The organism is Shewanella colwelliana (genome assembly GCF_001735525.1).
Lineage (GTDB): Bacteria > Pseudomonadota > Gammaproteobacteria > Enterobacterales > Shewanellaceae > Shewanella > Shewanella colwelliana.
In genome coordinates, this window is the sequence record NZ_MCBT01000011.1 from 32,670 (window position 1) to 57,852 (window position 25,183).

Consider the following 25,183-nt stretch of genomic DNA (forward strand, 5'->3'; position numbering starts at 1 on the left):
TCTAATTATGTGTGTGTCCTTGCTCAGAGTCGGGAAAAATCATTGAAAAGGGCGATACTCATCAACATTAGCAGCATAGCTGCCCCAAATCTGAATCCAATTTCCTGCACCTTTTCGGGTACAGGCCTGCCTGTGATCACTTCGATGAAGTAATATAACAGATGCCCACCATCAAGCACTGGCAAAGGCAATAAATTAATAATGCCCAAGTTTACGCTGATTAATGCTAGGAATCCTAAAAAATAAACCAAACCATAGTTAGCACTACTTCCCGCACCTTGTGCAATAGAAATAGGGCCACTCAGGTTTTTCACTGACACATCGCCAGTAAACAATTTGCCAATCATCTTAATGCTGACGACGACAAGTTGCCATGTTTTATCGGCGGCGACCACAAAAGATTCGCCAAAGCCATACTCCAACTGCAAGCGCATCTCTTCAGGCCAAGTGGCTTGTGTCGGTGCGACACCGATAACCCCCTCTAACTGACCATCGACACCTTCTCGCTGCCCAGGTGTCACCGATAAATTAATCTGTTCGCCATCGCGCCGTACGGTTATCGAAATCGCTTTGTTAGCAGACGCTTTAATCTGGGCAACAAAGTCATCCCAATCACGATAAGGCTGTTGGTTAATCGCCACTAACGTATCGCCAACTTGCATACCGGCAGCTTTGGCTGCGCCATCATCACTCACCAATCCAAGCACGGGGGTGATTTCAGGCCTGTATACGCCTAAGCCAAGTGAAGTGATGGGCGACTGTTTTTCTGGGTCAAACTTCCAGTTACTGGTATCGAGTCGATATTGTCGTTCTTCTCCCATCAAACCAGACATGGGTGCTAAGGTAATATCGATATTCTCATCGCCAATATGCCCAACCAAGGCATAAGTAACCTCCTCCCAGTTGCGCACTTCTCGATCGCCAACAGCAATAACCTGCATAGGTTTATTGACTTGAATCACTGCTGCGGGAGTGTTCTCTTGGGTCGATTCGATAATAGGTTTTAGCGAAGGGACACCAATCAAATACATAATATAAAGCGCAAAAATCGCAAAGACGAAATTGGCCATGGGTCCTGCACCCACAATCGCAATACGCTGCCAAACAGATTTTCGGTTAAACGCTTGTGACTTTAATGCCTCTGGCACCTCTTCTACCCGTTCATCGAGCATTTTTACGTAGCCACCAAGCGGTATCATCGCCACGACATATTCAGTGCCATCTGCACCGACCTTACGCCAAATAGCCTTACCAAAGCCAATAGAGAAACGCTCAACTTTAACGCCACAGCGGCGAGCGACCCAAAAATGACCATATTCATGGGCAGTAATGAGTATGCCTAACGCTATGATAAAAGAACCTAAGTTCCACAAAAAGTCTAACATCTCACTCCCTTTCTATTGCTTTAGCTGTTGTACTTGTTCAGCCGCAATACGACGTGTGTGCGTATCTAACGCTAAAATATCTTCGATACTGTTTAAACTAGGCTGCGCTAATTTGGTTAAACAATATTCATTTATCTTGGCGATATCGGTAAATTTAATAACACCATTTAAAAATGCGTCTACCGAGATTTCGTTGGCAGCATTCACCACTGTGGTCGCTTCTTGTCCCTGTGCACAAGCATCAATTGCTAAGGCTAAGCAGGGAAAACGATTGAAATCAGGTTCCATAAAGCTTAACTGTCCGACTTTGAAAAAATCTAAAGGTTCAACGCCTGCTGAAATTCTTTGCGGATAAGCCATACAATGAGCAATCGGTGTACGCATATCAGGGTTACCCAACTGCGCGACGACCGAACCATCTTTATATTGCACCATCGAGTGAATGACACTTTGGGGATGCACCACCACTTTGAGCTGTTCTTGGCTGGCATTAAATAACCAACGAGCTTCAATATACTCAAGCCCTTTGTTCATCATGGTGGCGGAGTCGACTGAGATTTTACGCCCCATCGACCAGTTAGGGTGTTTACACGCTTGTGCTGGTGTCATGACATCAAGTGATGCGATTTCCGCCGTTAAAAAGGGACCACCCGATCCAGTGAGCAAAATATGTGAAATACCCGCATCGGTTAGTTGGCATGCACCAATCTGCTGTTGCACCCGCTCAGGTAAACATTGAAAAATGGCATTATGCTCACTATCAACCGGTAATACTTGCGCGCCAGAACCTTGCATCTCATCGATGAATAGTCGGCCTGACATCACCAACGACTCTTTATTTGCCAGCAGCACTCGCTTGCCAGCTTTCACCGCAGCTAAGGTTGAAGGTAAACCCGCCGCGCCGACAATCGCCGCCATCACTGTATCGACTTCAGGCGCACTCACAAGGGCTAATAGCTCATCCTCGCCGCTCGTCACCTCAATATTTAATGCTGCCGGTAAACGAGACCTTAGTGCTAACGCCGCATCACAGTCCACCATATGGACGATAACGGGCTTATGAACCAAGCAAAGCGCTAGCATCTTGTCGACGCTAGCATTAGCGACCAATGCATAGGCCTTAAAGGTTTCAGGATTTTTTTCGATAACACTTAGGGTACTGGCGCCAATAGACCCCGTTGCCCCTAAAATCACCATATTTTGCATGGTTACATCCAAAATGCGATATAGATCAGCGTAAACACAGGTAACGCTGCAGTCAGACTATCGATGCGGTCAAGAACACCACCATGGCCTGGCAAGATAGTACCTGAATCTTTAATTTCAGCCACTCGTTTGAACATACTTTCAGAGAGGTCACCAAGGGCAGAGATAAGCGCTACAAATAGGGTGACACTAATGACCAGGCCAAGCTCTTGTTCTGGGGAAACCATCATAATCCCCGTGACAACGACCATGGTTGTTAATAGACCACCAATCAATCCCTCTATGGTTTTCGCTGGACTAACATTAGGCATAAGCTTATGTTTACCCAAGGCTTTACCTGCGAAATAAGCACCTGTATCGGTAGCCCATACGGTTAACATTACTAAAAAGACCAGCGCGCCACCATAATATGGCATGGCGTCTGAACTGAGCGCTTTCAATGCTATCAGCGCAGTAAAGCAGGGAATAAGTGTGAGTTGGCCAAACATTGATTTCAACATGTGGCTCTTGCCCCAAAAATTGGCGCTTTTGGGAAACGATAGCACCAAGAGTAACGAGATAGCCCACCACATGGCACCAATGATCATGATGGCTAAAAAGATGGGGTGAAGGTTACCTTTAAACCATATTTCATCCGTAGGCACCAATACGTTGAGTGCAATTAGCAACACGGCAATGGTGAAAGTAAAGCTCCACTGAGTGACGGTGCAGCGCTTATCTATAATGCGCCCCCACTCTTTAGCTGCAATCAAAAACACGGCAACTAAAGCCCATGAAAAATACTCCACAGGGAAAAAGAAAATGGCCCCCATGACTAATGGGATCAACCAGACTGCTGTTATTATTCTATGTTTTAGCAAAACTTTCCCTCTTTAAAATTATTGCTCAGCTTGCAACGTCTCTATTTGCGACCCCGTTAATCCGAAACGGCGCTGCCGAGTAGCAAATATGGCGACGGCGTCTTTAAACGCTTGCTCATCAAAATCTGGCCATAACACATCAGTAAACACTAACTCTGCATAGGCGGCCTGCCATAACACAAAATTACTGATACGGAAGTCTCCTCCGGTGCGGATCATTAAATCAACTTCCGGCTGATTTTGCATGCATAAATGCTGACTTAATGCCTCTTCGGTGAACTGACTGCTGTTCATTTCACCAGATTCGACTTTTTTGGCCAAGGTTTGGGCCGCTTGCATGATATCCCAACGCCCACCGTAGTTGGCCGCAACATTGAGCACAAGACCCGTGTTGTCTTCTGTCTTTGCCATTGCCGAGGCGATCTGCTTTTGCAAACGCTCAGAAAAACGGCTGATATCACCAATGATATTGAGGCGAACACCATTTTTATGCAGCAGCTTAAGTTCCCGTTGCAGAACCGTAAAAAACAGCTCCATCAACAAACTGACCTCTTTATCTGGACGGCGCCAGTTTTCACTTGAAAAGGCAAACAATGTCAGCGAACCAATGCCCATCTCACGTGCAGTACTTACTGCCCGTCGCACGGCCTTTACCCCAGCTTTATGCCCGATTACACGTGGCTTGCCCTGGGACTGTGCCCAGCGTCCATTACCATCCATGATAATAGCAACATGCTTAGGTATAGACTGCTTTACCAGCTCGCAGAGTGCTTCATTAGAAAACTCTGAGCTAGATTGAGGTTCGATTGACATCTATTACAACCCTTTAAAATAGCAAACGCCGTGTAGTATACCCCTACACGGCGTGTTAACTCTAGTAACGAAGCAGGGAGATTAGACTTCCATCAACTCTGCTTCTTTTGCAGCCAAAATCTCATCGATCTGCTTAACGTGTGCATCGGTGAATTTTTGCACTTCATCTTCAGAACGGCGCACATCGTCTTCTGTACACTCTTTCTCTTTCTCTAACGCTTTGACATCTGAGTTTGCATCACGACGTACGTTACGTACCGCGATACGACCATTCTCAGCTTCTGCACGAACGACTTTGATCAGATCCTTGCGACGCTCTTCTGTTAGCGCTGGAAGAGGAATGCGAATCGTTGTACCGGCAGACATAGGGTTTAGACCAAGGTCTGAACTCATAATGGCCTTCTCAACAGCTGGGATAAGTGTGCTATCAAATACCGTTACAGCAAGTGTTCTTGAGTCTTCAATTGACACATTACCCACTTGCTTAAGTGGAGTCATTGAACCGTAATAAGAAACCTTAATTGAATCTAATAAGCTAGGGTGTGCACGACCAGTACGAACTTTCGCCATCTGGGTTTTAGTCGCTTCTACACATTTACCCATGCGTTCTTTCGCATCTTGTTTGATATCATTAATCACGTTAATTATCCTTTTGGGTTACTCAATTTTTTTACTCGGGCTGGCACTGCGCCATCCCGATATCTATCTGGTTTATTCGGCTGATTTTGCGTTACTGCTTCGAATCATAGTGCCTTCATGATCGCCCATAATAACACGGCGTAGCGCACCAGGCTTGTTCATATTAAACACTAAAATTGGCATGTCGTGATCTCGCGCAAGTGTAAATGCCGCAAGATCCATCACTTTTAATTCTTTATCTAAGACTTCATCATAACCCATCTCGTCATATTTAACGGCTTCAGGGTTTTTCACTGGATCGTCTGAGTATACGCCATCCACTTTAGTGCCTTTGAGTACCACTTCAGCTTCAATTTCAATGCCACGCAAACACGCTGCTGAATCTGTAGTACAGAATGGGTTACCTGTACCCGCTGCGAAAATAACAACACGGCCCGATTTTAGCAAGCTAATCGCCTCGGCCCAGTTATAGTCATCACAAACACCTTTTAATGGGATAGCAGACATCAAACGAGCATTGACGTATGCGCGGTGCAATGCATCACGCATGGCCAAACCATTCATAACGGTTGCTAGCATTCCCATATGGTCGCCAACAACGCGGTTCATGCCAGCTTTCGCCAAACCTTCGCCACGGAAAAGGTTACCGCCACCAATCACAACACCTACTTGAATACCAAGCTCTACAAGCTCTTTGACTTCTTGCGCCATGCGGTCAAGTACTTTGGGGTCAATACCAAAGCCCTCTTCGCCCATTAGGGCCTCACCACTTAATTTAAGAAGAATACGTCGAAAAGCAGGTTTTGGATTTGTGCTCATAGTTATTTATCCTGATCAATGCGATGGGTAACTTGCCAATTATATAGGAAATAATGCGTATTGCGGAATCTAATTGACATAACAAAACCGCAGCGATTGCTGCGGTTTTGGGGGTATCTTAAAAGCGGCGATTACGCCTTAGAAGCGGCGATTTGCGCTGCAACTTCAGCAGCAAAATCTTCTTCTTTCTTCGCGATACCTTCACCAACTTCTAAACGAATGAAGTTTGTAACTGTTGCGCCTTTCTCTTTAAGAATCTCGCCAACAGTTTTCTTTGGTTCCATGATGAACGCTTGACCAGTAAGAGAAACCTCACCAGTAAACTTCTTCATACGACCAGAAACCATTTTCTCAGCGATCTCTTGAGGCTTGCCTTCGTTCATCGCAATTTCGATTTGAACGGCTTTCTCTTTTTCAACAACATCAGCTGGTACGTCACTTGGGTTAACGTACTCTGGCTTAGAAGCAGCAACGTGCATTGCGATGTGCTTAAGAGTCTCTTCGTCAGCTTCACCAGTTACAACAACACCGATACGCTCACCGTGACGGTATGTTGCAAGGCTAGCACCATCGATGTATTCAACGCGACGAACGTTGATGTTTTCACCGATTTTAGCAACTAGTGCAACACGAGTTTCTTCGAACTGTGCTTTTAGATCTTCAACAGTAACTTTAGAAGCCGCTGCAACATCTAGTACTGCGTTAGCAAATGCTAGGAAGTTTCCGTCTTTTGCAACGAAGTCAGTTTGACAGTTAACTTCTAGTAGCGCAGTAAAGCCTTCACCTTGCTTGATAAGGATTGTGCCTTCAGCAGCAATGTTACCCGCTTTTTTAGCAGCCTTTGCAGCACCGCTCTTACGCATGTTTTCAATCGCTAGCTCAATGTCACCATTGGTTTCAGTTAGCGCTTTTTTACAATCCATCATGCCAGCGCCAGTGCGCTCACGTAGTTCTTTAACTTGGGCAGCAGTAATTGCCATTGTTAAATCCTCTATAGGTAAATCTACAAATCAAATGATAAAAAACAGGGGCCTTAGGGCCCCTGTTCACCAATCATATATCTTGGTTAATAAGGGCGATGAAATTCATCTCGCCTTATTATTCAGCTTCTACGAAACCGTCTTGCTCAGCTTGAACAGCTAGGTCTTGACCGCGACCTTCTTTAGCAGCTGCAGCAACAGACTCAGTGTACAGACGGATAGAACGCATAGCATCATCGTTACCAGGAACGATGTAGTTGATGCCGTCTGGAGAAGAGTTAGTATCTACAACAGCAACAACTGGAATACCTAGGTTGTTAGCTTCTTTAATAGCGATATGCTCATGATCAGCACCGATAACGAAGATAACGTCAGGTAGGCCGCCCATGTTCTTGATACCACCAAGAGACTTTTCTAGCTTCTCAAGCTCACGAGTACGCATAAGCGCTTCTTTCTTAGTAAGCTTGTCGAAAGTACCGTCTACAGACTGGCTTTCAAGGTCTTTAAGACGCTTGATTGATTGACGAACTGTTTTCCAGTTAGTCAACATGCCGCCTAACCAACGGTTGTCAACGTAGTACTGATCACAAGAAATTGCTGATTCTTTGATTGCTTCGCTTGCAGCGCGCTTAGTACCTACGAAAAGAACTTTACCTTTCTTAGATGCTACGTTGCTGATGAACGCTAGTGCTTCATTGAACATAGGCACAGTGTGCTCTAGGTTAATGATGTGAACACCGTTACGTGCGCCGAAGATGAATGGCTTCATCTTTGGGTTCCAGTAACGAGTTTGGTGACCGAAGTGAACACCGGCTTGAAGCATGTCGCGCATTGAAACTGTAGTCATTTTATTACCTTAAAATATTAGGGGTTAGACCTCCACGCATCCCATATCTCCGACCTAATTAGGCACCCCGAAGAACGTGTCGATACGTGTGTGATTTAGTATTTAATAAATGCCATGTATAATGGCAGCCATATTCACTTTTAGCCCTATGTCCTCAGACAAAACAGACTAAGAGTCAAACATAACGGCGCGCTTTATACCATAATACCGGCGCAAACACAAATTTTTAGCGTAGAAACGTACCTAAAAGTGCGGCTACCGACATACAAGAGAAAGCTTAATGAGTATAGTGATAAAAACAGCCCAAGAGATTGAAAAAATGCGCGCCGCGGGCAAGCTGGCGGCAGAAGTTTTAGAGATGATTGCCCCCCATGTTGTTGCTGGCGTGACGACTAATCAGCTCAACGATATCTGTGCTAAATACACTGAAGAGCAAGGTGCGATCTCTGCACCACTCGATTATCACGGTTTCCCTAAATCAATTTGCACCTCTGTCAATGAAGTGATCTGTCATGGTATCCCTAGTGACAGAGCCCTCAAGGATGGTGACATCATCAATATTGATATCACTGTTATCAAAGATGGTTACCATGGCGACACGTCAAAAATGTTCCTGATTGGCGACGTCAGTGCCAAAGATATGCGTCTATGCCGTATCGCTCAAGAAAGCCTCTATGAAGCCATTAAGAAAGTACGCCCTGGCATGAAACTGGGTGAAATTGGTACGATTATCGAAAAATTCATCAAGAGCAAGAAAACCGGCCTTGAAAAGTACAGCATTGTTACCGATTACTGCGGTCACGGTATTGGTGCTGGCTTCCATGAAGAGCCACAGGTGATGCACTATAAAAACAATGATAAGACTGTGCTGCGTCCAGGTATGTGCTTTACCATTGAACCTATGATTAATGCGGGTCGTCATACAAGCGTGTTAGACAAAGAAGACAACTGGACTGTGACCACATCTGATGGAAAAAACTCAGCTCAATGGGAACATACATTGCTCGTGACCCAAACCGGTGTTGAGATCCTTACTTTGCGTGCAGAGGAAACCATTTCTCGGATTATCAACCACAAGAGTTAGCCCCTTAACGCGCAAAAGCGGACCAATGCGTCCGCTTTTAGCACAGTTAATTCGAGGAATGTAATGAATACAGCGCTATCAGCCAAGACCGCATTAAAACAACAAAATCAAGAGTTATTGGAGCGATTTAGCGCAAAAGAGTCCGTTACATCCTTGGTGAGTCAACGATGTCGATTTGTCGATGAACTACTGATAGAACATTGGCAATCTTATCAATTGGACTGTTATCCCATCGCGTTGATCGCTGTCGGTGGCTATGGCAGAGGGGAGTTGCACCCGCAATCTGATGTCGACCTGCTATTTCTTATTGACGACAGCCTTCCTAAAGAGGCCGAAACCCAGCTTGGTAGCTATATCGCTTTCCTATGGGATGCAGGGCTTGAAGTGGGTCACAGTGTTCGCACGATAGATGAAACCATCGCACAGGGTGCGCCAGACATTACCATTGCCACCAACCTATTGGAAGCGCGTTTGTTGTGCGGTCCTCAGGCGATGTTTAACACCTTGTATGACAGAGTGCGTGAGCCGCTATTTTGGCCCGCTAGTGAATTTTTCATCGCTAAGCGCGATGAGCAAACCGCACGACATGCCAAAGCCAGTGCCTTTGATCTGGAGCCTAACCTAAAATCTTGCCCCGGTGGATTGAGGGATATCCAGACCGTCAGTTGGGTCGCCATGCGCTACTTCGACGCCTCGTGTATTGAAGAGTTAGTTGCCCACGGATTTTTAGAACTCGATGAGCTTGAAGAGTTACTCGAATGCCAAGGCTATTTATGGCAACTGCGCTTTGCACTTCACTTAATCTCTGGCCGTGACGAAAACCGCCTCTTGTTTGATCTACAAAGGCAAGTTGCCGAACTCATGGGCTTTAAAGATGGCACAGAGTTAGCTGTTGAACAGATGATGAAGCGATATTACCGCACCGTAAGGCGTGTCATGGAGCTTAATCAAATGCTGCTACAGCTGTTTAAACGCGCCACCTTAGGACACACAAGTGCGTTAGAGATCAAAAAGATTAATGATCACTATCAACGCCGTGGCGCTTTTATCGAGTGTTTGCAACCAGAGCGACTCAATGATCCTGTTGAGTTGATGCAGCTATTTTTACATGTAGCTAAAAACTCCAACATTAAAGCTATCTACGCACCAACACTTAGGAGCCTACGGCGCGCACGTCGCGCACAAACAACTCCCTTAATGGAAAATGAGCTGTGCAGAGCCGTATTCTTGGAAATCCTGCGCCATCCTCGCGGTATAGCCTCACTGTCGTTAATGCATAGCCATGGCATACTGTCGGCCTACTTACCCGCTTGGCGACGTATTGAAGGCCAGATGCAGTTTGATCTGTTCCATGCTTACACGGTCGACGAACACACCTATAGATTATTGCGAAATATCGATCGTTTTTCTCAGCCTGAACAGAAAGATGAATTTCCGTTAGGCTCGGTATTGATTAATCAATTGCCAAAGAAGGGCTTGTTAGTGTTAGCGGCAATTTTCCATGATATTGGCAAAGGCCGCGGTGGCGATCACAGCAAACTGGGCGCTGTCGATGCGCAGGCATTTTGTGATCTACATGGCCTCAACAAACACGATGGACGACTCGTGAGCTGGCTAGTCGAAAATCACCTCGTCATGTCGGTAGTGGCACAGCGCCGAGACATCTCAGATCCTGATGTTGTCGCGGACTTTGCCGACAAGGTCCGCGATGCGGTCCATCTCAGCTACCTCTATTGTCTCACCGTCGCCGATATTTGCGCCACTAACGAGAAGACTTGGAACAACTGGAAAGGCTCTTTGTTAAGGGATCTCTATTTCTCAACCCAAAGGGTGCTTGCTCGTGGAAAAGAGAAGCCTGTAGATATTCGCGCACGGGTGCGAGAGCACCAAGGAAAAGCAAAGAAAGAGCTGCTACGTCGTGGTATCAAAGAGAAAAGTCTCGATCTGCTTTGGCAGCGCTTTAAGGCCGACTACTTTCTCCGCCATCAACCCAACCAAGTAGCATGGCACAGTGAGGCGATACTCAAACATAAGCACGATGAAGCACTCGTATTGATCTCTAAACATACCACTCGAGGTGGTACTGAACTGTTTGTCTATAGTCCAGATAAGCCTAAGTTATTCGCTACAGTTATGGCCGTTTTGGATAACAAGAATATAAATGTTCATGATGCCAGTATCATGACCTCAAAAGATGGTTATGCACTGGATTCTTTCGTCATTTTAGAGCAAGATGGCAGCCCTGTTTCGCAATTGTCGCGTATTCAAGGTTTAAGAAAAGCCTTAGTGAAAGCGTTAAGTAGCGATACAGGCAAACTGCCAAAATTTAAGAAGCTACCACGTAAGATGAAGCCCTTTAAGGTGCGCACCCAAGTGAGCTTTTTACCTGCCCGTAAGCAAGGCACCAGCATGATGGAGCTGATCGCACTTGATAGCCCTGGATTGTTGGCTAAAGTTGGTGACATTCTCTATCGTTGCCAAATAACGCTACTAGCGGCCAAGATCACCACTATCGGTGAGCGCGCAGAAGATTTCTTTATGTTACAAACGGCAGATGGACAACAGTTAGATCAGACACAACAAGATGAGCTGAGTGCGGCACTAATTCAAGCCCTCACTGAGCCCAGCAGTTAAGTTTTTTAATCAACAGTCATAAATAATGATAATTGGGAGATGTTAATGGAGGCTTTACGCCAACGTATTGAGGCAGCTTTTGAAGCTCGCGCAGAAATTACCCCTAGCTCGGTTGACTCAAGTGTTCGTGCCGATGTAGAAAAAGTTATTGCTATGCTAGATAAAGGCGAAGCACGTGTCGCCGAAAAAATCGATGGCCAGTGGCATGTACATCAATGGCTAAAGAAAGCCGTTCTGCTCTCTTTCCGTATCTTCGATAATGAAGTTATCGATGGCGCTGAAACCAAATATTTTGACAAAGTTCCAATGAAGTTTGCCGATTATGATGAAGCACGCTTCAAAGAGGAAGCAATCCGCGTTGTGCCACCAGCAGCCGTACGTAAAGGCTCCTACATAGGCAAAAACACCGTGCTTATGCCGTCATACGTAAACCTTGGTGCCTATGTCGATGAAGGTACTATGGTTGATACTTGGGCAACTGTTGGTTCATGTGCGCAAATTGGTAAAAATGTACACCTCTCTGGCGGTGTTGGCATTGGTGGCGTACTAGAGCCATTACAAGCAGGTCCAACCATCATTGAAGATAACTGCTTCATTGGCGCACGTTCAGAGATCGTTGAAGGCGTTATCGTCGAAGAGGGGTCAGTCATTTCTATGGGCGTTTATATTGGTCAAAGCACCCGCATTTTCGACCGTGAAACCGGTGAAGTTCATTACGGTCGTGTTCCTGCAGGCTCTGTTGTCGTGTCAGGTAATTTGCCTTCTAAGTGCGGCACTTACAGTTTATATGCTGCGATCATCGTTAAAAAGGTTGATGCTAAAACACGCGGTAAAGTCGGGATCAACGAGCTACTACGTATCGTAGACTAATCAATTGAACCGTTGATTAATCGCTAAAGCCAAGCTTCTCGCTTGGCTTTTTTAATGGTGCAATTCAGACTCAAATTCATATGATTGTGCATTAGCGAAGGTTTTCCAGGTTACCGCCCCTATTGCCTTGCCATCCAACACTACCACAAGAAACTCATGGGGCTCTCTATCTAGCTGGTGTTTAGCATCTTTTAATATAGTTTTACCCGCCACAATGGGGAGGTGATGGCTCATCACTTGATGAATTCGTTTGTTTTCAATATTGCGATCAACCGTTCTTTCTGCGGCGGTATCGAGTAACGGACTGTGCCATAAATCCAAAATACCTTTATCTACAATACCAACCATTTTGGCGCCAGTCTCATCACGAACCACAGCAATGTTGGCATTGCAATCACGCATTAATTGACGAACTTCACCCAAACTATTATATAGCTCCACCTCAATCACAGGCTCTAACTGCAGATGACAAACACACGGCACATTTTCAAACTCATGGCCCGACAGCATATCTAAACAAACATCGACGATCTTTGGCTCAAAAAGGCTACCTTTGCCACTTTCTAAAATTTCAGTGAGCTTTTTTATCCCCAATGAAGGTCGATAGGGTCTGTGGCTCAATACTGAATCAGCCACGTCAGCAACACCAATTATTTTGGCTTCCAATATAATCTGATCCCCCTTTAAGCCTCTTGGATAGCCTGAGCCATCCAAGCGTTCATGGTGCTGTAGAATCATCTCCTTTATTGGCCAAGGAAACTCGACCTCATCAATGATATCTGCGCCCTGCTGTGAGTGCATTTTCACCAATGCATACTCTTCACTGGTCAGCCTTGAAGGTTTTGCTAAAATTTGAGCAGGGATACCAAGCTTACCAATATCATGAATAAGCGCCCCAAGCTTTAGCCCTTCTAATTGTTCATGTTGTAACCCCAGCTTTTCACCAATTAAATAGGCGAGTTGAGAAACCGATTTTTGATGACCTGCGGTATAGGCATCTTTTAACTCTACCGCTTCCGACACAGCGCCAATCAGTTGCACTAAGGTGTGAGATAACCGTTCTCGTTGACTTTTTATGACCTGTGATTGTTTCGATAGCACCCGCATGGAGCGAGGTAGCTCAACACTGTGCCAAAGAATCGTTGCAAACACGCTCAAGGATTTAGCATCAACTGGGGTATATGGGGTCTCTCGATTGCCCACACCGATCACGCCAACAATGCGATTACGATAAATAATAGGCACACTCATGTGGCGATTCAGCTCAAAATGTCCTTGGGGCAAACCTTTTTGATTTTGTTCATGACCATAATTGTTATGGATCATCGCTTCGCGGCTACGTATACAATCCGCCCAGATCCCCGCCTCATCAAGGTTTTGATGTTTTTGTTCAGGGATAGCACACATGGCCAAAGCTGAATTGGACCAAGCCGTTAAAGTTAATTGTTTACTTTTATCATTATATAAATGCAAGTAACCGATTTCACTATAAGTCAGCGCAATAGCTTGCTCGACTGCCGTTTGGAAAACTAATTCAGGCTTTGACAGCATCACAGCTTCTATTTGCGTCAACCATTCATCACTGGATTGGATTGCATGGTGGTAATCAGGGTGGAGTTCCATCAACCATTTATCATCCAAATTGATTTCACTCACCACTACACTCCATATTCCCTGCTTATCTGGTACAGGAGTGAATACACCTTGGATACCAAGGCCCTTATCATCAACCCAGTGACTCGTCACGCTCTCATGCTCAGATAGCGCCACGCTTGTCACATCAAATGAAGAGAAACACTGGCAAAAATGTTGATTGAGAACATGGGAGATGGGTTTATTAACCAAATTAAAAAAAGCTTCACTGACACTCTTAAGCTCAAAGTCTTGGTTGACCATCGCCCAAGTGATCACTGCGCTCTTCGGTAGATCCGCTGGCTTTAAAAATAGATCAAACTTCTGATTGCGCATAGAAACTCCTGTAAAATCACATCCCTGTTATCTATTCAGTATGACTTACTTTATTAATTCGTGTATTTTGCAGACTAAAAAATCAAAAAAATATCTCTTTATAGATATATATGTTGAATATGAGTGGCAGTAATAGCGAATAAATTGGCGACGTTTAAGCGTTCAAATTGTGGCAGACACAAATTGTTACCCACAGACACACCCTGATCCACACCACATATCAAGATACATTTGACTACAAATGCCTAACAGCTTTTCACCTTGATAAACGCTTTACTGATAATCGACCCCAATGAAAAACCGCTAGGAGCAAAACATGAAAAAGTTACTTATCATTGCCGCTATCGCATCAGCACCGTTTGCGTTTTCAGCCAATGCTGCAATGTCGCCTCAAATGGAAAAAACATTAGTTGCTGTCTGTAAAGCAGGTGCTAGCAACAGTATGATTGAGTTTAGTAGCACGTTAAAAGAGCACCGTATAAATAAGCAACGGGTATTTCCCCGTCTGGTTTGTAACGACCAAAGCTTTCATCAATTTGCATTAAGCCAAGGTGCGGATAGAACCGCTAAAAAAATCGCCCCTTATGCTACTGGTACGGTAACAATTAAAGATATTGCTATGACTTACGGTGATGATCAAATCATGTCGGTAAATTTTTGATTAATGTTATCCTTGTAGACAGCACTTTAGTGTTAACCCAAAAGAGCCTCAAGGCTCTTTTTTTATGCCTAGACAAAAAGCCTAATCAGGCATAACTATACCAAGTTACGACACTAAGACTCATAGATAGACATGCTTTGTAACCTCAAGATACAACAAGAAAGCATTCATAAAAATCGATACATTTCAGCACAAATTCAATACAGCTTTCCAATTCAACAAGGGGTTTAATAGAGACTAATCCAACCCGCTAGGAGCAACACATGAACAAAGTATTAGTCGCAACAACATTCGCACTCAGTGCGTTAAGCTGCAATGCGTTCGCCGCAATGGATAGCAAAATGGAGCAGACTTTAGTTGAAGTATGTCAAACTGGTCTAAGCGATGATCTGCATCAGTTCAGAACAACAATCACTCACCACCACATTAATAAAAAGCAGGTTTTTCCAAAACTGGTCTGCAATGGGCAAAATTTCTATCAATTTGCTAAATCCAATGGGGCTGATCGTATCGCTGCCAAAGTACGCTCCTATATGTCGCACCAAGTCTCAATTACCGATCTGGCTAGTGCGGACAAGGACGAACAGTTATCAGTGACATTTTCTACAGCAAAGTAATGGATATGGCTAAAACAAACACAGCTAAAAGCAAAAAAGGCGCCCTCGGCGCCTTTTTTGCTTTGCAGATAATCTAAAAAACTACCGTCTTATTACCATACACAATCACATCTTCTTGCATAACTAACTGTAGTGCCTTGCTCAACACACTTTTTTCAACGTCGCGACCACACTTAGCCAACTCTTCGGCGCTGTAGCTGTGATCAACAGGTATCACATCTTGTTTAATAATTGGGCCTTCATCCAAACAGTTATTCACAAAATGTGCGGTCGCGCCAATAATCTTAACGCCGCGCTCCCATGCTTGACGATAAGGTGCCGCACCAATAAACGCAGGTAAGAAAGAGTGATGAATATTGATAATACGATTCGGGTATTGCTCAACAAATTCAGGAGTCAATACACGCATGTATTTGGCTAATACAAGGTAATCGGGCTGATGACTCGCAATAATCTCTAACATTTGCTGTTCATGGTCATGACGAGTCAATCCGTCATGGGACACATAATAGAAAGGGATATCAAATTTATCAGCCAGTGGTTTCAAGGTATCATAGTTGCCAACAATCGCTGTAATCTCAACGTCAAGCCCACCGTAGTATGCTTTCATTAAGAGATCGCCTAAGCAATGTGCTTCTTTGGTCACCATCACCACAATTCGTTTAACGCCCTTTTCAACCAATTTGCAGTGCCGCTGAGGCGGTAAAACCTCATCGATATCAGCAAGAAATTGAGTCTCGTCAAAAGCACCTTCTAACTCAGTGCGCATAAAAAATCGCCCCTGAGCATTATCGACAAATTCACTATTTTTTATGATGTTGAGTCCGTGTTGATAACAGACACCGGTAATCTTTGTAATTAATCCTGGTGCATCGGCACAATCTGTAATTAAAACCTTTTGTTGCATGAGTCCCTACCCTCTTTGAAAATTAATCTGAATTGTGCCTATCGATAAAACGCTGCATTAAGCGCCTAATACTCTCGGCCTTTGTGCCATAGACGATCTGTACGCCATTTCCCATCACAACGTATCCCTTTGCACCTAAGTCGCCAAGCAAATTTTTATCTATCAAACTGGCTTGTTTTACACTTATCCTCAAGCGTGTCAGGCACGCACCAAGGTCGACAATATTGTCTTTGCCCCCGAGCGCATTAATAATAGAAATGATGCCCACCCGTCGCTCGGTATAATCTGCCACTCTCCCGGGTGTTTTTAAATTAAACGCTAAAATTGCGCCCCTAAATACCAAGTAATAGATCAATGCGGTAAAGGGGCCTAAAACCCAAAACCATTCTACATTTCTCGACTGACCCAGTAATAGACTAAAATCAACTAAGCCATGGGAAAACACCACACTATGATGAACATCCAAACTAATGGTGACCGCATAGGCTATCCCCGTCATAAGCGCATGAACCAAAAACAGAACTGGCGCGACAAACATGAAAGCAAACTCTATAGGTTCTGTAACCCCGGTTAACCAACAAGCTGTGGCCGCTGATAGCATGATACCTGCGACTCTATTTCGCTCACTTTTATCCGCACAGCGCCATATTGCCAGTGCTGCAGCTGGTAATCCCCACATCTTAATGAGGTAACCTCCAGCCAAATTCCCCGCTTGTGGATCACCGGCTAAATACCGTGCTACTTCGCCTCTCACAACTTCCTGGTCCGTCACATATTGCCCCATCTCCAAGTAAAATGGGGCATTCCAGATGTGATGCAAGCCTAAAGGAATAAGCAAACGCTCAACCGTGCCATACAACGCAAATGCAAATGCGGGCTCTTGGTACACAGCCCAATTAGAGACGTGTTCAATCTTCACTGATAAAGGCGGCCAAAGTAGAAGAAATAGGTAAGCTAGGGCAATAGCAAGCGGAATCATCAATAATGGCGCACTGCGTCGACCTTCGAAAAATGAAAAGACCGAGGGTAGCCTAAGGCGTTCACTTTGCTTAACGGCCAAGCAAGTCAAGGCACCGACCAACATTCCCCCCGCAATCCCTGTATCTATGGTCTGGGCTCCCAAAATCGTTTTAGTGGCTAACTGGTGAATACCGACCAAGGCAGCAAAACTTGAGAAAAAAACGCCGTAACCAAATACCGCACTGAACGCAGCAATGCCTTGATCACGACAAAAACCGATGGCAATGGTTACCGCAAACAACATCGGCATCATCGAAAAAATCAAGTTACCAACGGTCAACATTAGGATCGATGTTTCTTCGGAGATAAACGGAATGGGGTTGGTGGCTAGACCAATCATGACCCCTGCCGCAGGTAAAATAGCAATAGGCAATAACAGCGCCTGACTGAGGCGCTGGGCAAACTTAAACCAGTGACGACTGATCTGGTTTAGTCGACTTGATTTTCGTCGATCAGTTTGTGCCATTCCACTAACCATGATTGTGCAGCCACCTCTGGTTCCATCGTTTCGCAGGCATCGATTTTAAGTAACTCACCGACTCTATTTGCACCCAGTTCCGTCAACAGTTCATCAAATCGAATCCCGGCGTGACAGAAGGTTTCATAGCTAGAATCGCCTAATGCAATAACACCATAGTTCAACTGAGGTAAGTAGGGAGCCTCCCCTCTAAGGGTTTCAAACCATAGGTTGATATCGTCGGGGATATCCCCTTGACCAGTGGTCGAGGTCACCACTAACAACCACTCATCCTGAGGGGGGACAAAACCGCTAAGTGACTCAGGCTGTATCAGATTCACTTCCCAGTCCATCGTCAATAGCTGCTGTTGCAGGGTTTCCGCGACAAATTGTGCATTCCCATAGACAGTCCCAAAAACCAGATTCACTTTTCGCATGTTTTACTTAGCCCTTAGCAAATAATTTTCATATAATTTAAACATACTTTATTGAAAGCTTGATGGCTACACTAGGTTATTGAGTTTCAAGGATCATTAGATGCGCCATTCAAGCCGACAGAAACATCTAAAGCATGTGCACCGTAGCGCACACATTCGCAGAATGTGCTATTTCAGAACGGTACAATCACTCTCCCTAACCAACTCTCCCAGCATGACGCTCAACGAAAAAAACCTTAACCCTATGTCAGCGATAAAAGATGACTATGACGTCTGTAAGTAAACAGCATTAAGCATCAACAGATGAATTGACTCGGCGCTGCATCTAAACCAGCGTCTAAGTCCGAATCGCCCCAGCCTAACTGGCCAAATAATTGTAGCCATTCGGTTTCTAATTCAGCCTCAACACTCATCCGCTCACCCGTTCTCGGGTGATTAAAGCTGAGCTTCTTAGCGATTAACCACAATCTATTTATGTCGAAATGTTCCCTAAAAAAGCGATTTTGCTTGCCATCTCCATGGGTTGTATCACCAAGAATAGGATGACGTAGATGTGCCATATGGCGACGCAGTTGATGCTTTCTTCCTGTATGAGGGGTTAGGTGCACTAAGCAATAACGGCTAGTGGCATAGCGACCCGACGGAAAAGGAATTTCACAGGTTAATAATGGCTGATAACTGGTTTGCGCCTCTTGTGCGGCTTTATTTGGATCAACGTCTTTGTCACCCAGTTCGTCAAACTCTTGTTTAAGTGCATAATCCAACAATCCAGCTTCAAGTATATGTCCCCTTACCAGAGCCAAATAGTGTTTCTCTACCTGTTTACTCGCAAACTGCTCACACAACACATTCGCCATCTCACTGCTTTTAGCAAATAACAGCACACCTGAGGTGGGTCGATCAAGGCGATGAACAGGGAATACATGACAGCCTACAAGGTCACGGGTCATCTGCATCGCAAAAAAACGTTCTCTGCGTGCTAAATAACTACGATGCACCAATAATCCCGCCGGTTTATGGATCACAACAATATCATCGTCTTCAAACAGTATCTTTATCTCAGGCGGCTGTAGCTGTTCATCAGATAAGCTGTCAGGCATGGTTTCGTCAAACTCAGGGGGGTTATCTTGGCTCACTTAAACGCTCGTCTAATTGGTAAATAATGGTGATTAACGGCTTCATCTTGGGCTGCTGTGACCATAAGTGTTCGGCCATCGGCCCTAAGGCGATATTCTGGGGCAAACTTGTACGTTCGATCACAATGATAGACATCTTCGGAATAAAGATGAATTGCAACCAGTGTTCAAATGGCATTGATTGGCAAGCAAAAGGCGTAGGATCTGACATCGCCTCATCTGAAGGCGGTTTATTTGCCCACAGCCCTAATGATTTAAGCTCACGCTCTATCAACAGCAACTGCTTTTTGGTGAAAAGGTACAACATACTATTATTCGCTTACCGATTGAATTTTATGAACTCAGCACAAAACCAAGTTTGTTTGGCTATTTTGCGGCAAATTATACCATCTGTGTAGACTTCTCCCTATAATAAGCGCCATTGAAGACCCCTATCGTAAACCAACGGCAAGTATATGACTGAAATCACCACTTTGACTCAATTTCTCAACACCGCTAACACTCAATTTCATGTGTATGACTTGGGTCGTCGGGTGCAACATATCGATATGCTAGCCTTTGCACAGATAGAGCAGCTTAATACTCCCTACCCGTCACCAATTCAAGGGCATGCGCAATTTGCCATTGTCTTTTGGGATGCATCAGAGCAACACTATATCTGGTTTCTAAAGCTGCCATTGGATGAGCGCGGTTTACTCTCTCCAGCCCCCCGCACCCAATTTATTCGTATGGTACTTGAAGCACTTGGCAGCGACCCAACTAAACCTATCTCTAAAGAAGATCAGGATAGATTAGCTAACCACCCCTTTGCATTTAAACCTTCCGCTGAAAAACTTGCTCTGTTTAACGCCTTGGTGCGCAAACAGTTGGGCCAGCCCGCTTCACCACAATATGAATTTGCCTACCAATATTTATCAGGTCAGGTAAACCCGCAACGATGGCAAGATGTTGGCCTTCAAGGTATCGCCGATATTTGTGCACGAATCAATGAACTAGACCATTTAGATCAGATAAAAAAGAGCTTTGATTTTGCGCCAATTGAAGTCCAAATTGCCCTCTGTCAGCAACTAGAGCATATCGCCATACCTGACGATGTTGCAGCGGTATTGTTGCAAAAACTCCAACAGGTTCAAGCTGAACATAGAGGCTATTTTCTGCGCGCATTAGCCGCTCAACCTAAGCAAGCTCAACAAGCCATTGAGTACCTAAATCAGCAAGAGGCGCTCGATGCTAACATGTTGATCACAATAGCAGGCCGTAACTGGACCGCATTAAAGCAGGATCAAACCCGCACTATTTATCTCGAAGCCTTAGCAAAGCAGGAACAACACTTCTTTAACCAAATTTTTGCTGATATTGTAGCAATACCGGCAATAAGAACAGAGATGCTGATGACGCTAAGAGATCCTAATCGCAGCGAGCAACTCTCCAAAGCCATAGGCGGACTTTTTAAGGTAACGAAAGCATGATGACAGACTTTTTACTCATTGCCGCATTGGTGGTTATTGCCGCTTTCTTTTGGCAATTGAGACAGATGGCAGAGCTTAGTCGTGTATTTGCCAACCGTGAATGTAAAAAACAACGTGTGCAGCTTTTAGCCATTGCCATGGAGTCTGCCCGACCAAGTATCGGTGGCACTAGCGGACTAACCTGGAAAGCAAAGTACCTGCTTGAGTTTAGTACCGACGGCATCAACCAGTACCAAGCCCATATTTGGATGCATGGCAAGACAGTGCACAAGATGCAATGGCCAATATTTCCTGAACCTGAATGGTTAGATGCACCAGAAGCCAGAGGTACTGTTGGCGGCAGCTGTGGAAGTCGCAGTGGTGGTGGCTGTAAATCCGGTGGGTGTAAATAAGCGTAAGACATTAAAAATAATAAAGAAAAAGCGCGGCTTCCTGAGAAGCCGCGCCTTCTATCTTTTTGTTAAGCTTTCCCGCTATTATTGTGCTCCCTGCACCATCCATGCGATCAAAATGCTCCGTGCATCATCCATGCCCTCTATCTTCCTTGTACTTACGTACTTTCCCTTTGCTTGGTTATCCATTTACCAAGTTTGCTCAATCCTTAAGCATGTCCTAGTTCATCCATGAGAATCCGTTCAATACACTCCGTGTATGCCACCTGTCCTAGGCAGTAAAGTGTCATCCTTGATGATTTGGCTATCCTTAGTCATTAAGCATTCATCCTGAATGCACATCCTTGTATCTCCTGTTGGGTTAACACTCCGGTTAACTCAATAGTCTTCCTGACTTTGTCCCTTATTCAGTCTTCCTGACCGAGTCCATGATTAGTCATCCTTTACTATTCATCCTTGAACACAAACAATTCTAAAGTAATCACAACACTTTTCTATCACTCAACATATAAATAATCTGACGTAGAGACTAACCAACACCAAACAAAAAACCATAAGACACTGTATTAAAAAGATTTAAATCCATCACTTAGATATAACCCTTCTCTTTTCGCCCTTATTTCTCACATCATTGTGAGAGATCTCTTACAAGATACAGAGCAGTATGTGAGTTCTGTGACATAGGTCATCGATATGAATGACAAAAACACACTAAAAACGTACTTTTTGTGACACAGTAGTCACTGTCAACATTCAAGAAACAGAGGTTAACTCCTCACGATTGGACGCCGCGAAAGTTGGGGGAGAACTGAGTTGTGCCGCATAAAAAACTGGCAAAAAATAGTGGTTTGCGCAAATCAATCCACTATAACTGCCTCTAAAAAGGGCCGTGCCCCAAAAGGTAAGTGAACAGAGATGACGCTACAATCGCTGTTCATTAGGTGACTACCCCCCTTTTATTGTTTGCTTCTTCCAGTCAACCACTGGAACAACATGACCCAGTCGGCTAGAAGACTGTAAAGAGGGTATTGAAACGTGGCAGGTCGATTTTTCTCAAATACAAAGTGCCCCACCCAAGCAAATCCATATCCCACAATGGGAGCTGCCAACAACAGATAACCATTACCCAAAATCATGGCAGCAAGTAACAGCAGTAGAACGAGTAAGCTCCCTACATAATGCAATGCTCTACATACAGGGTGCTGATGTTGCGATAGATAAAAAGGGTAAAATGTTGAAAATTGCTTATAGATTTTGCTCACTTTCTTCACTCCGATAGAATAAAAGCTCACCTTCTACATCACCAATATCAAGCTTATCTATTGCGGCAAAGCCCATTTTAGAGAAAAGGTGGCCATGGCTTTCTTGTGTCACATACACGCCGATTCCATCGAGTGCTGGTTGTTCATCACACCAGCTCATCACAGCCTTAACTAAGTGGGAGCCCAAGCCTTTATTCTGCTCAATGGGGGTTAATGCAATAAACTGCAAAATGCCGCAATGGGAACTTGGTAGGTGCTCTAAAATTGAGGCCTCTTTTTTCATCAATGTCTGAGTGGATTGCCAGCCAGTACTCAACAGCATTTTTAGACGCCAATGCCAATACCGCGCTTCCCCCAATGGAACTTGCTGCGTGACGATACAGGCTAAACCAATCAAGCGTTGATCATCAAACAAGCCTATCAGCGCTTGCTCTTGTTGCCAGAGCGTATTGAGTTCTTCGCGTATCGCTCCTCTGAGCTTCTGCTCATACTGAGCAATATCCCCCTTATTGAGGGCAGCAATGAAGAACGGATCGTCATGGTAAGCGTTATAAAGGATAGACGCCGCGACACGTAAATCTTCGGCGGTTAAATACACAGCTTTATATTGTTCTTTTGTCGCTTCTGGTGCTGCTGTATGCATCACTGTATTCCCTGATCTATATCAACATTCACCAATGTAACAAGCTTGTAAAAAAGTGCAAACTTTAATCAATTGGACACCTTAGTAATATGTTCCATTATTAAAAGGGTTGATCATTAGACATGAAGGAAAAAAATGGATAGAACATTACCAGAACTGACTAACTTGTTTGCACAACTTGGGCTAGCTAACCATCCGCAAGCGATTGCACAATTTATTAGTCAACACAGAATCAGCGCAAATATACATATTACACAGGCTAGCTTTTGGAATGAGGCACAGCGCCATTTTCTGCAAGAAGCGCATGAACAAGATGCTCAATGGACCGAAATTATCGATCAGCTAGATGCGCAATTAAGAGACTAATAACAATGAGCTTAGGAAGACGCTGCCGCTAATTGAACATCCTATCCTTGGTCATTCAATATAGCGGCTCAGTGAATTACATCGCGGCGTAGGCTTTAGGACCCCAACCTACAACAGCGTTGTTGGTTAGTACCACTGGCGTACACTCATCTTTGGTGGTGGTGCCATCGCCTCGAACTCTTTGAGTGCGATAATAGAGCACATATATCTCTTTATCTTGCTTAACATAGGCCTCATTAAAATCTGCAGTACCCATTAATGCCATCACCTGCTCACGACTCATTCCCATGGTTAGCTTGGCTATATTTGCACGATTTTGATCTTGTACACGCTCCCAAGAATCAGTGTTACTCCACTGCCCCTCTCCTTCACCGATGTTTAATACACAGCCTGAAAGACCTATACTAGCAACACTAACTAATACTAAGCTTAATAATTTTGTTTTCACTTTAACTTCCTGTTTATCTATTATACCTAGCAGCGTTAAAGCAAAGCTTGTGCCAAACAGTTATCGCATTGTTTTATATAGACTTAGCTTATCTATTATTAGGTGTGGTTTAAATATATTGCTAATTAGTGAGGAAATTTACTAACTATGAGTCCCATCGAACAGGTCCTTGCTGCGGCTAAGTCAATCGCCTCGTCAGGCAAGACTCCGAGCCTAGCGCTGATAAAATCTCGCCTAGGTAAACAGCTCCCAATGCCAATATTGGTACAGGGATTACAACGCTTTAAAGCGCTATCTAAAGAAGAGGTTGCCGCGCTGGTATTTGACTCCACAAATGTAGCGAATCAGGAAACTGAACAACCGACACCGCACTCTATCGCAACCTTGGTAACGCAAGTAACAGCGTTGCAGTTACAACAGCAGCAACTTATTGCGCGTATCGAAATGTTGGAAACAGCGCTAAACAACCGAGATAACCATTAATGCACGTCATTGAATTAAGATTTGAATGCTTCGATAACACCACTATCTCCGCTGCGGAGCAGGCAATAAACGGCTTACTTGAAGCCTATCGCGCTAATGGTCAAGTACTAGGGAGAGAATTTGCGGTCGCCTTTAACGATGGTGAATTTAAAGTGCGTCTACTGATGCCAGAAAAGAGCAGTTTAGCCAAACGCTATAATAGTCCATGGGTTGAACGTGCTTTGCAGAGTTTAACCGATGCTAAACTACTGCACCCGAGAGAGAAATATATTGGCCAAGATATTAATTCTGAAGTCAGCAGTACAGAACCTGCCAGTTGGCAACTGCTATACACTAGCTATGTTCACATGTGTTCACCACTGCGAAATGGCGATACGTTACAACCTATTCCACTTTACAAAATCCCAGCCACTTTTAATGGTGATCACAAACGCGTGATAAAATGGCAAACTGAGTGGCAGGCCTGTGATGAGCTGCAAATGGCGGCCGCAACTCAAGCAGAGTTTGCGGCACTGGCAGAGTTAACCCTTTGTGATAGCGATCTATTTCGCAGAGGTTGGGACCTACGTGGGCGAATTGAATATCTGACTAAAATCCCAACCTATTACTACCTATACCGCGTTGGTGGTGAAAGCTTAGCCCATGAAAAGGCGCGTTCATGCCCTAAATGCGGCAATAATGAATGGCTACTTGAGGAGCCATTACTTGAGCTGTTTCACTTTCGCTGCGACGACTGCCGCATCGTGTCAAATATCTCTTGGGATCACCTATAACTCGCAG

27 protein-coding genes and 1 pseudogene are annotated in these 25,183 nt (G+C 44.6%); 11 read left to right on the top strand and 17 right to left on the bottom strand.

The genetic code is table 11. The annotated features are described in order from the left end of the window. Window positions 1-23: 23 nt before the first annotated feature. From rseP to rpsB, 8 genes are all read right to left on the bottom strand, one after another. A complete protein-coding gene (gene rseP, locus BEL05_RS03795; protein ID WP_069670326.1) occupies window positions 24-1,385 on the bottom strand; it encodes a sigma E protease regulator RseP in 1,362 nt (453 codons plus the stop codon). A 12-nt stretch (window positions 1,386-1,397) separates the two neighbouring features. After that, window positions 1,398-2,591, bottom strand: coding sequence for a 1-deoxy-D-xylulose-5-phosphate reductoisomerase (gene ispC / locus BEL05_RS03800; protein ID WP_069670327.1), 1,194 nt, complete (start codon window positions 2,589-2,591; stop codon window positions 1,398-1,400). A 2-nt stretch (window positions 2,592-2,593) separates the two neighbouring features. Continuing rightward, on the bottom strand, window positions 2,594-3,451 hold the full coding sequence (locus BEL05_RS03805; RefSeq protein WP_069670328.1) for a phosphatidate cytidylyltransferase: 858 nt from the start codon (window positions 3,449-3,451) through the stop codon (window positions 2,594-2,596). A gap of 18 nt (window positions 3,452-3,469) precedes the next feature. After that, window positions 3,470-4,264 carry an undecaprenyl pyrophosphate synthase gene (uppS, locus tag BEL05_RS03810; RefSeq protein ID WP_069670329.1) on the bottom strand — a complete coding sequence of 265 codons (795 nt, stop codon included), beginning with the start codon at window positions 4,262-4,264 and terminating at the stop codon, window positions 3,470-3,472. A gap of 81 nt (window positions 4,265-4,345) precedes the next feature. Further along, window positions 4,346-4,903 carry a ribosome recycling factor gene (gene frr, locus BEL05_RS03815; protein ID WP_028765378.1) on the bottom strand — a complete coding sequence of 186 codons (558 nt, stop codon included), beginning with the start codon at window positions 4,901-4,903 and terminating at the stop codon, window positions 4,346-4,348. 72 nt (window positions 4,904-4,975) lie between these two features. Further along, window positions 4,976-5,722 carry a UMP kinase gene (gene pyrH / locus BEL05_RS03820; RefSeq protein WP_069670330.1) on the bottom strand — a complete coding sequence of 249 codons (747 nt, stop codon included), beginning with the start codon at window positions 5,720-5,722 and terminating at the stop codon, window positions 4,976-4,978. Between the two features lie 131 nt (window positions 5,723-5,853). Then, window positions 5,854-6,702, bottom strand: coding sequence for a translation elongation factor Ts (gene tsf / locus BEL05_RS03825; RefSeq protein WP_069670331.1), 849 nt, complete (start codon window positions 6,700-6,702; stop codon window positions 5,854-5,856). Between the two features lie 118 nt (window positions 6,703-6,820). Beyond that, window positions 6,821-7,549: a 30S ribosomal protein S2 gene (rpsB, locus tag BEL05_RS03830; protein WP_028765375.1), complete on the bottom strand. Its 729-nt coding sequence runs from the start codon at window positions 7,547-7,549 to the stop codon at window positions 6,821-6,823. Window positions 7,550-7,829: 280 nt separating this feature from the next. Here rpsB and map point away from each other — a divergent pair, with 280 nt between their 5' ends. The 3 genes and pseudogenes from map (at window position 7,830) to dapD (ending at window position 12,137) form a co-directional block, all read left to right on the top strand. After that, window positions 7,830-8,633: a type I methionyl aminopeptidase gene (gene map / locus BEL05_RS03835; RefSeq protein WP_028765374.1), complete on the top strand. Its 804-nt coding sequence runs from the start codon at window positions 7,830-7,832 to the stop codon at window positions 8,631-8,633. A 57-nt stretch (window positions 8,634-8,690) separates the two neighbouring features. Further along, window positions 8,691-11,267 (top strand): annotated as a pseudogene (glnD, locus tag BEL05_RS03840) (bifunctional uridylyltransferase/uridylyl-removing protein GlnD); the annotation flags it as partial. Between the two features lie 45 nt (window positions 11,268-11,312). Next, the gene (gene dapD / locus BEL05_RS03845) at window positions 11,313-12,137 is read left to right on the top strand and encodes a 2,3,4,5-tetrahydropyridine-2,6-dicarboxylate N-succinyltransferase (protein ID WP_069670333.1); all 825 of its coding nucleotides are present in this window, start codon (window positions 11,313-11,315) and stop codon (window positions 12,135-12,137) included. Window positions 12,138-12,188: 51 nt separating this feature from the next. Here the strand turns inward: dapD and BEL05_RS03850 are convergent, their stop codons facing one another. Further along, a complete protein-coding gene (locus tag BEL05_RS03850) occupies window positions 12,189-14,105 on the bottom strand; it encodes an HD domain-containing phosphohydrolase (RefSeq protein WP_069670334.1) in 1,917 nt (638 codons plus the stop codon). Between the two features lie 316 nt (window positions 14,106-14,421). On the opposite strand from BEL05_RS03850, the gene BEL05_RS03855 reads away from it, so the two are divergent. After that, entirely contained in the window at window positions 14,422-14,766 is a 345-nt protein-coding gene (locus BEL05_RS03855) for a DUF3718 domain-containing protein (protein ID WP_069670335.1), read from the top strand. Between the two features lie 263 nt (window positions 14,767-15,029). Next, a complete protein-coding gene (locus tag BEL05_RS03860; RefSeq protein ID WP_069670336.1) occupies window positions 15,030-15,383 on the top strand; it encodes a DUF3718 domain-containing protein in 354 nt (117 codons plus the stop codon). A 73-nt stretch (window positions 15,384-15,456) separates the two neighbouring features. On the opposite strand, the gene purU is transcribed toward BEL05_RS03860, so the two are convergent. Genes purU through BEL05_RS03875 form a run of 3 tightly spaced genes read right to left on the bottom strand, consistent with a single transcriptional unit; the run spans window position 15,457 to window position 18,204 of the window. Then, complete coding sequence (purU, locus tag BEL05_RS03865; RefSeq protein ID WP_069670337.1) at window positions 15,457-16,290, bottom strand: formyltetrahydrofolate deformylase; 834 nt, start codon at window positions 16,288-16,290, stop codon at window positions 15,457-15,459. Window positions 16,291-16,312: 22 nt separating this feature from the next. Then, window positions 16,313-17,788, bottom strand: coding sequence for a PTS transporter subunit EIIC (locus BEL05_RS03870; protein ID WP_069670338.1), 1,476 nt, complete (start codon window positions 17,786-17,788; stop codon window positions 16,313-16,315). Continuing rightward, window positions 17,740-18,204 carry a flavodoxin gene (locus tag BEL05_RS03875; protein WP_028765406.1) on the bottom strand — a complete coding sequence of 155 codons (465 nt, stop codon included), beginning with the start codon at window positions 18,202-18,204 and terminating at the stop codon, window positions 17,740-17,742. Before BEL05_RS03875 ends, BEL05_RS03870 begins: the two co-directional genes overlap by 49 nt. A 100-nt stretch (window positions 18,205-18,304) precedes the next feature. Between BEL05_RS03875 and BEL05_RS20880 the strand changes: the two genes are divergently transcribed. Continuing rightward, a complete protein-coding gene (locus BEL05_RS20880; protein WP_139151810.1) occupies window positions 18,305-18,487 on the top strand; it encodes a hypothetical protein in 183 nt (60 codons plus the stop codon). A gap of 13 nt (window positions 18,488-18,500) precedes the next feature. Here the strand turns inward: BEL05_RS20880 and truC are convergent, their stop codons facing one another. Both truC and BEL05_RS03885 read right to left on the bottom strand, forming a co-directional pair. Then, a complete protein-coding gene (truC, locus tag BEL05_RS03880; protein WP_139151814.1) occupies window positions 18,501-19,304 on the bottom strand; it encodes a tRNA pseudouridine(65) synthase TruC in 804 nt (267 codons plus the stop codon). Window positions 19,305-19,326: 22 nt separating this feature from the next. Further along, window positions 19,327-19,647 carry a YqcC family protein gene (locus tag BEL05_RS03885; RefSeq protein WP_069670340.1) on the bottom strand — a complete coding sequence of 107 codons (321 nt, stop codon included), beginning with the start codon at window positions 19,645-19,647 and terminating at the stop codon, window positions 19,327-19,329. Between the two features lie 148 nt (window positions 19,648-19,795). On the opposite strand from BEL05_RS03885, the gene BEL05_RS03890 reads away from it, so the two are divergent. Both BEL05_RS03890 and BEL05_RS03895 read left to right on the top strand, forming a co-directional pair. Further along, window positions 19,796-20,809, top strand: coding sequence for a DUF3549 family protein (locus tag BEL05_RS03890; RefSeq protein WP_069670341.1), 1,014 nt, complete (start codon window positions 19,796-19,798; stop codon window positions 20,807-20,809). Beyond that, window positions 20,806-21,201, top strand: a complete 396-nt coding sequence (locus tag BEL05_RS03895) for a DUF3301 domain-containing protein (RefSeq protein ID WP_028765364.1) — start codon at window positions 20,806-20,808, stop codon at window positions 21,199-21,201. The genes BEL05_RS03890 and BEL05_RS03895 overlap by 4 nt, the downstream gene beginning before the upstream one ends. Window positions 21,202-22,157: 956 nt before the next feature. Here BEL05_RS03895 and BEL05_RS03900 read toward each other — a convergent pair. Together BEL05_RS03900 and BEL05_RS03905 are read right to left on the bottom strand one after the other, a co-directional pair. Next, a complete protein-coding gene (locus tag BEL05_RS03900) occupies window positions 22,158-22,463 on the bottom strand; it encodes an Mpo1-like protein (protein WP_069670342.1) in 306 nt (101 codons plus the stop codon). Continuing rightward, on the bottom strand, window positions 22,447-23,106 hold the full coding sequence (locus BEL05_RS03905) for a GNAT family N-acetyltransferase (protein ID WP_028765362.1): 660 nt from the start codon (window positions 23,104-23,106) through the stop codon (window positions 22,447-22,449). Before BEL05_RS03905 ends, BEL05_RS03900 begins: the two co-directional genes overlap by 17 nt. A gap of 135 nt (window positions 23,107-23,241) precedes the next feature. On the opposite strand from BEL05_RS03905, the gene BEL05_RS03910 reads away from it, so the two are divergent. Continuing rightward, window positions 23,242-23,472: a DUF2789 family protein gene (locus tag BEL05_RS03910; protein ID WP_028765361.1), complete on the top strand. Its 231-nt coding sequence runs from the start codon at window positions 23,242-23,244 to the stop codon at window positions 23,470-23,472. 76 nt (window positions 23,473-23,548) lie between these two features. Here the strand turns inward: BEL05_RS03910 and BEL05_RS03915 are convergent, their stop codons facing one another. Further along, window positions 23,549-23,920 (bottom strand): DUF3192 domain-containing protein, encoded by a 372-nt coding sequence (locus tag BEL05_RS03915; RefSeq protein WP_028765360.1) that lies wholly within the window; start codon window positions 23,918-23,920, stop codon window positions 23,549-23,551. Between the two features lie 147 nt (window positions 23,921-24,067). Between BEL05_RS03915 and BEL05_RS03920 the strand changes: the two genes are divergently transcribed. After that, the gene (locus BEL05_RS03920) at window positions 24,068-24,403 is read left to right on the top strand and encodes a hypothetical protein (RefSeq protein ID WP_028765359.1); all 336 of its coding nucleotides are present in this window, start codon (window positions 24,068-24,070) and stop codon (window positions 24,401-24,403) included. Further along, entirely contained in the window at window positions 24,403-25,176 is a 774-nt protein-coding gene (locus BEL05_RS03925) for a Zn-ribbon-containing protein (protein WP_028765358.1), read from the top strand. The genes BEL05_RS03920 and BEL05_RS03925 overlap by 1 nt, the downstream gene beginning before the upstream one ends. Window positions 25,177-25,183: the final 7 nt, after the last annotated feature.

Coding starts and splice junctions, on each gene's coding strand:
- BEL05_RS03890 (WP_069670341.1), top strand. CDS start 19,796: ATGACTGAAATCACCACTTTGACTCAATTTCTCAACACCGCTAACACT.
- BEL05_RS03920 (WP_028765359.1), top strand. CDS start 24,068: ATGAGTCCCATCGAACAGGTCCTTGCTGCGGCTAAGTCAATCGCCTCG.
- BEL05_RS03925 (WP_028765358.1), top strand. CDS start 24,403: ATGCACGTCATTGAATTAAGATTTGAATGCTTCGATAACACCACTATC.
- rpsB (WP_028765375.1), bottom strand. CDS start 7,549: ATGACTACAGTTTCAATGCGCGACATGCTTCAAGCCGGTGTTCACTTC.
- tsf (WP_069670331.1), bottom strand. CDS start 6,702: ATGGCAATTACTGCTGCCCAAGTTAAAGAACTACGTGAGCGCACTGGC.
- BEL05_RS03870 (WP_069670338.1), bottom strand. CDS start 17,788: ATGGTTAGTGGAATGGCACAAACTGATCGACGAAAATCAAGTCGACTA.
- purU (WP_069670337.1), bottom strand. CDS start 16,290: ATGCAACAAAAGGTTTTAATTACAGATTGTGCCGATGCACCAGGATTA.
- map (WP_028765374.1), top strand. CDS start 7,830: ATGAGTATAGTGATAAAAACAGCCCAAGAGATTGAAAAAATGCGCGCC.
- truC (WP_139151814.1), bottom strand. CDS start 19,304: ATGCCTGACAGCTTATCTGATGAACAGCTACAGCCGCCTGAGATAAAG.
- BEL05_RS03910 (WP_028765361.1), top strand. CDS start 23,242: ATGGATAGAACATTACCAGAACTGACTAACTTGTTTGCACAACTTGGG.
- pyrH (WP_069670330.1), bottom strand. CDS start 5,722: ATGAGCACAAATCCAAAACCTGCTTTTCGACGTATTCTTCTTAAATTA.
- ispC (WP_069670327.1), bottom strand. CDS start 2,591: ATGCAAAATATGGTGATTTTAGGGGCAACGGGGTCTATTGGCGCCAGT.
- BEL05_RS03860 (WP_069670336.1), top strand. CDS start 15,030: ATGAACAAAGTATTAGTCGCAACAACATTCGCACTCAGTGCGTTAAGC.
- dapD (WP_069670333.1), top strand. CDS start 11,313: ATGGAGGCTTTACGCCAACGTATTGAGGCAGCTTTTGAAGCTCGCGCA.
- rseP (WP_069670326.1), bottom strand. CDS start 1,385: ATGTTAGACTTTTTGTGGAACTTAGGTTCTTTTATCATAGCGTTAGGC.
- BEL05_RS03875 (WP_028765406.1), bottom strand. CDS start 18,204: ATGCGAAAAGTGAATCTGGTTTTTGGGACTGTCTATGGGAATGCACAA.
- BEL05_RS03905 (WP_028765362.1), bottom strand. CDS start 23,106: ATGCATACAGCAGCACCAGAAGCGACAAAAGAACAATATAAAGCTGTG.
- uppS (WP_069670329.1), bottom strand. CDS start 4,264: ATGTCAATCGAACCTCAATCTAGCTCAGAGTTTTCTAATGAAGCACTC.
- BEL05_RS03885 (WP_069670340.1), bottom strand. CDS start 19,647: ATGTTGTACCTTTTCACCAAAAAGCAGTTGCTGTTGATAGAGCGTGAG.
- BEL05_RS20880 (WP_139151810.1), top strand. CDS start 18,305: ATGCGCCATTCAAGCCGACAGAAACATCTAAAGCATGTGCACCGTAGC.
- BEL05_RS03895 (WP_028765364.1), top strand. CDS start 20,806: ATGATGACAGACTTTTTACTCATTGCCGCATTGGTGGTTATTGCCGCT.
- BEL05_RS03855 (WP_069670335.1), top strand. CDS start 14,422: ATGAAAAAGTTACTTATCATTGCCGCTATCGCATCAGCACCGTTTGCG.
- BEL05_RS03850 (WP_069670334.1), bottom strand. CDS start 14,105: ATGCGCAATCAGAAGTTTGATCTATTTTTAAAGCCAGCGGATCTACCG.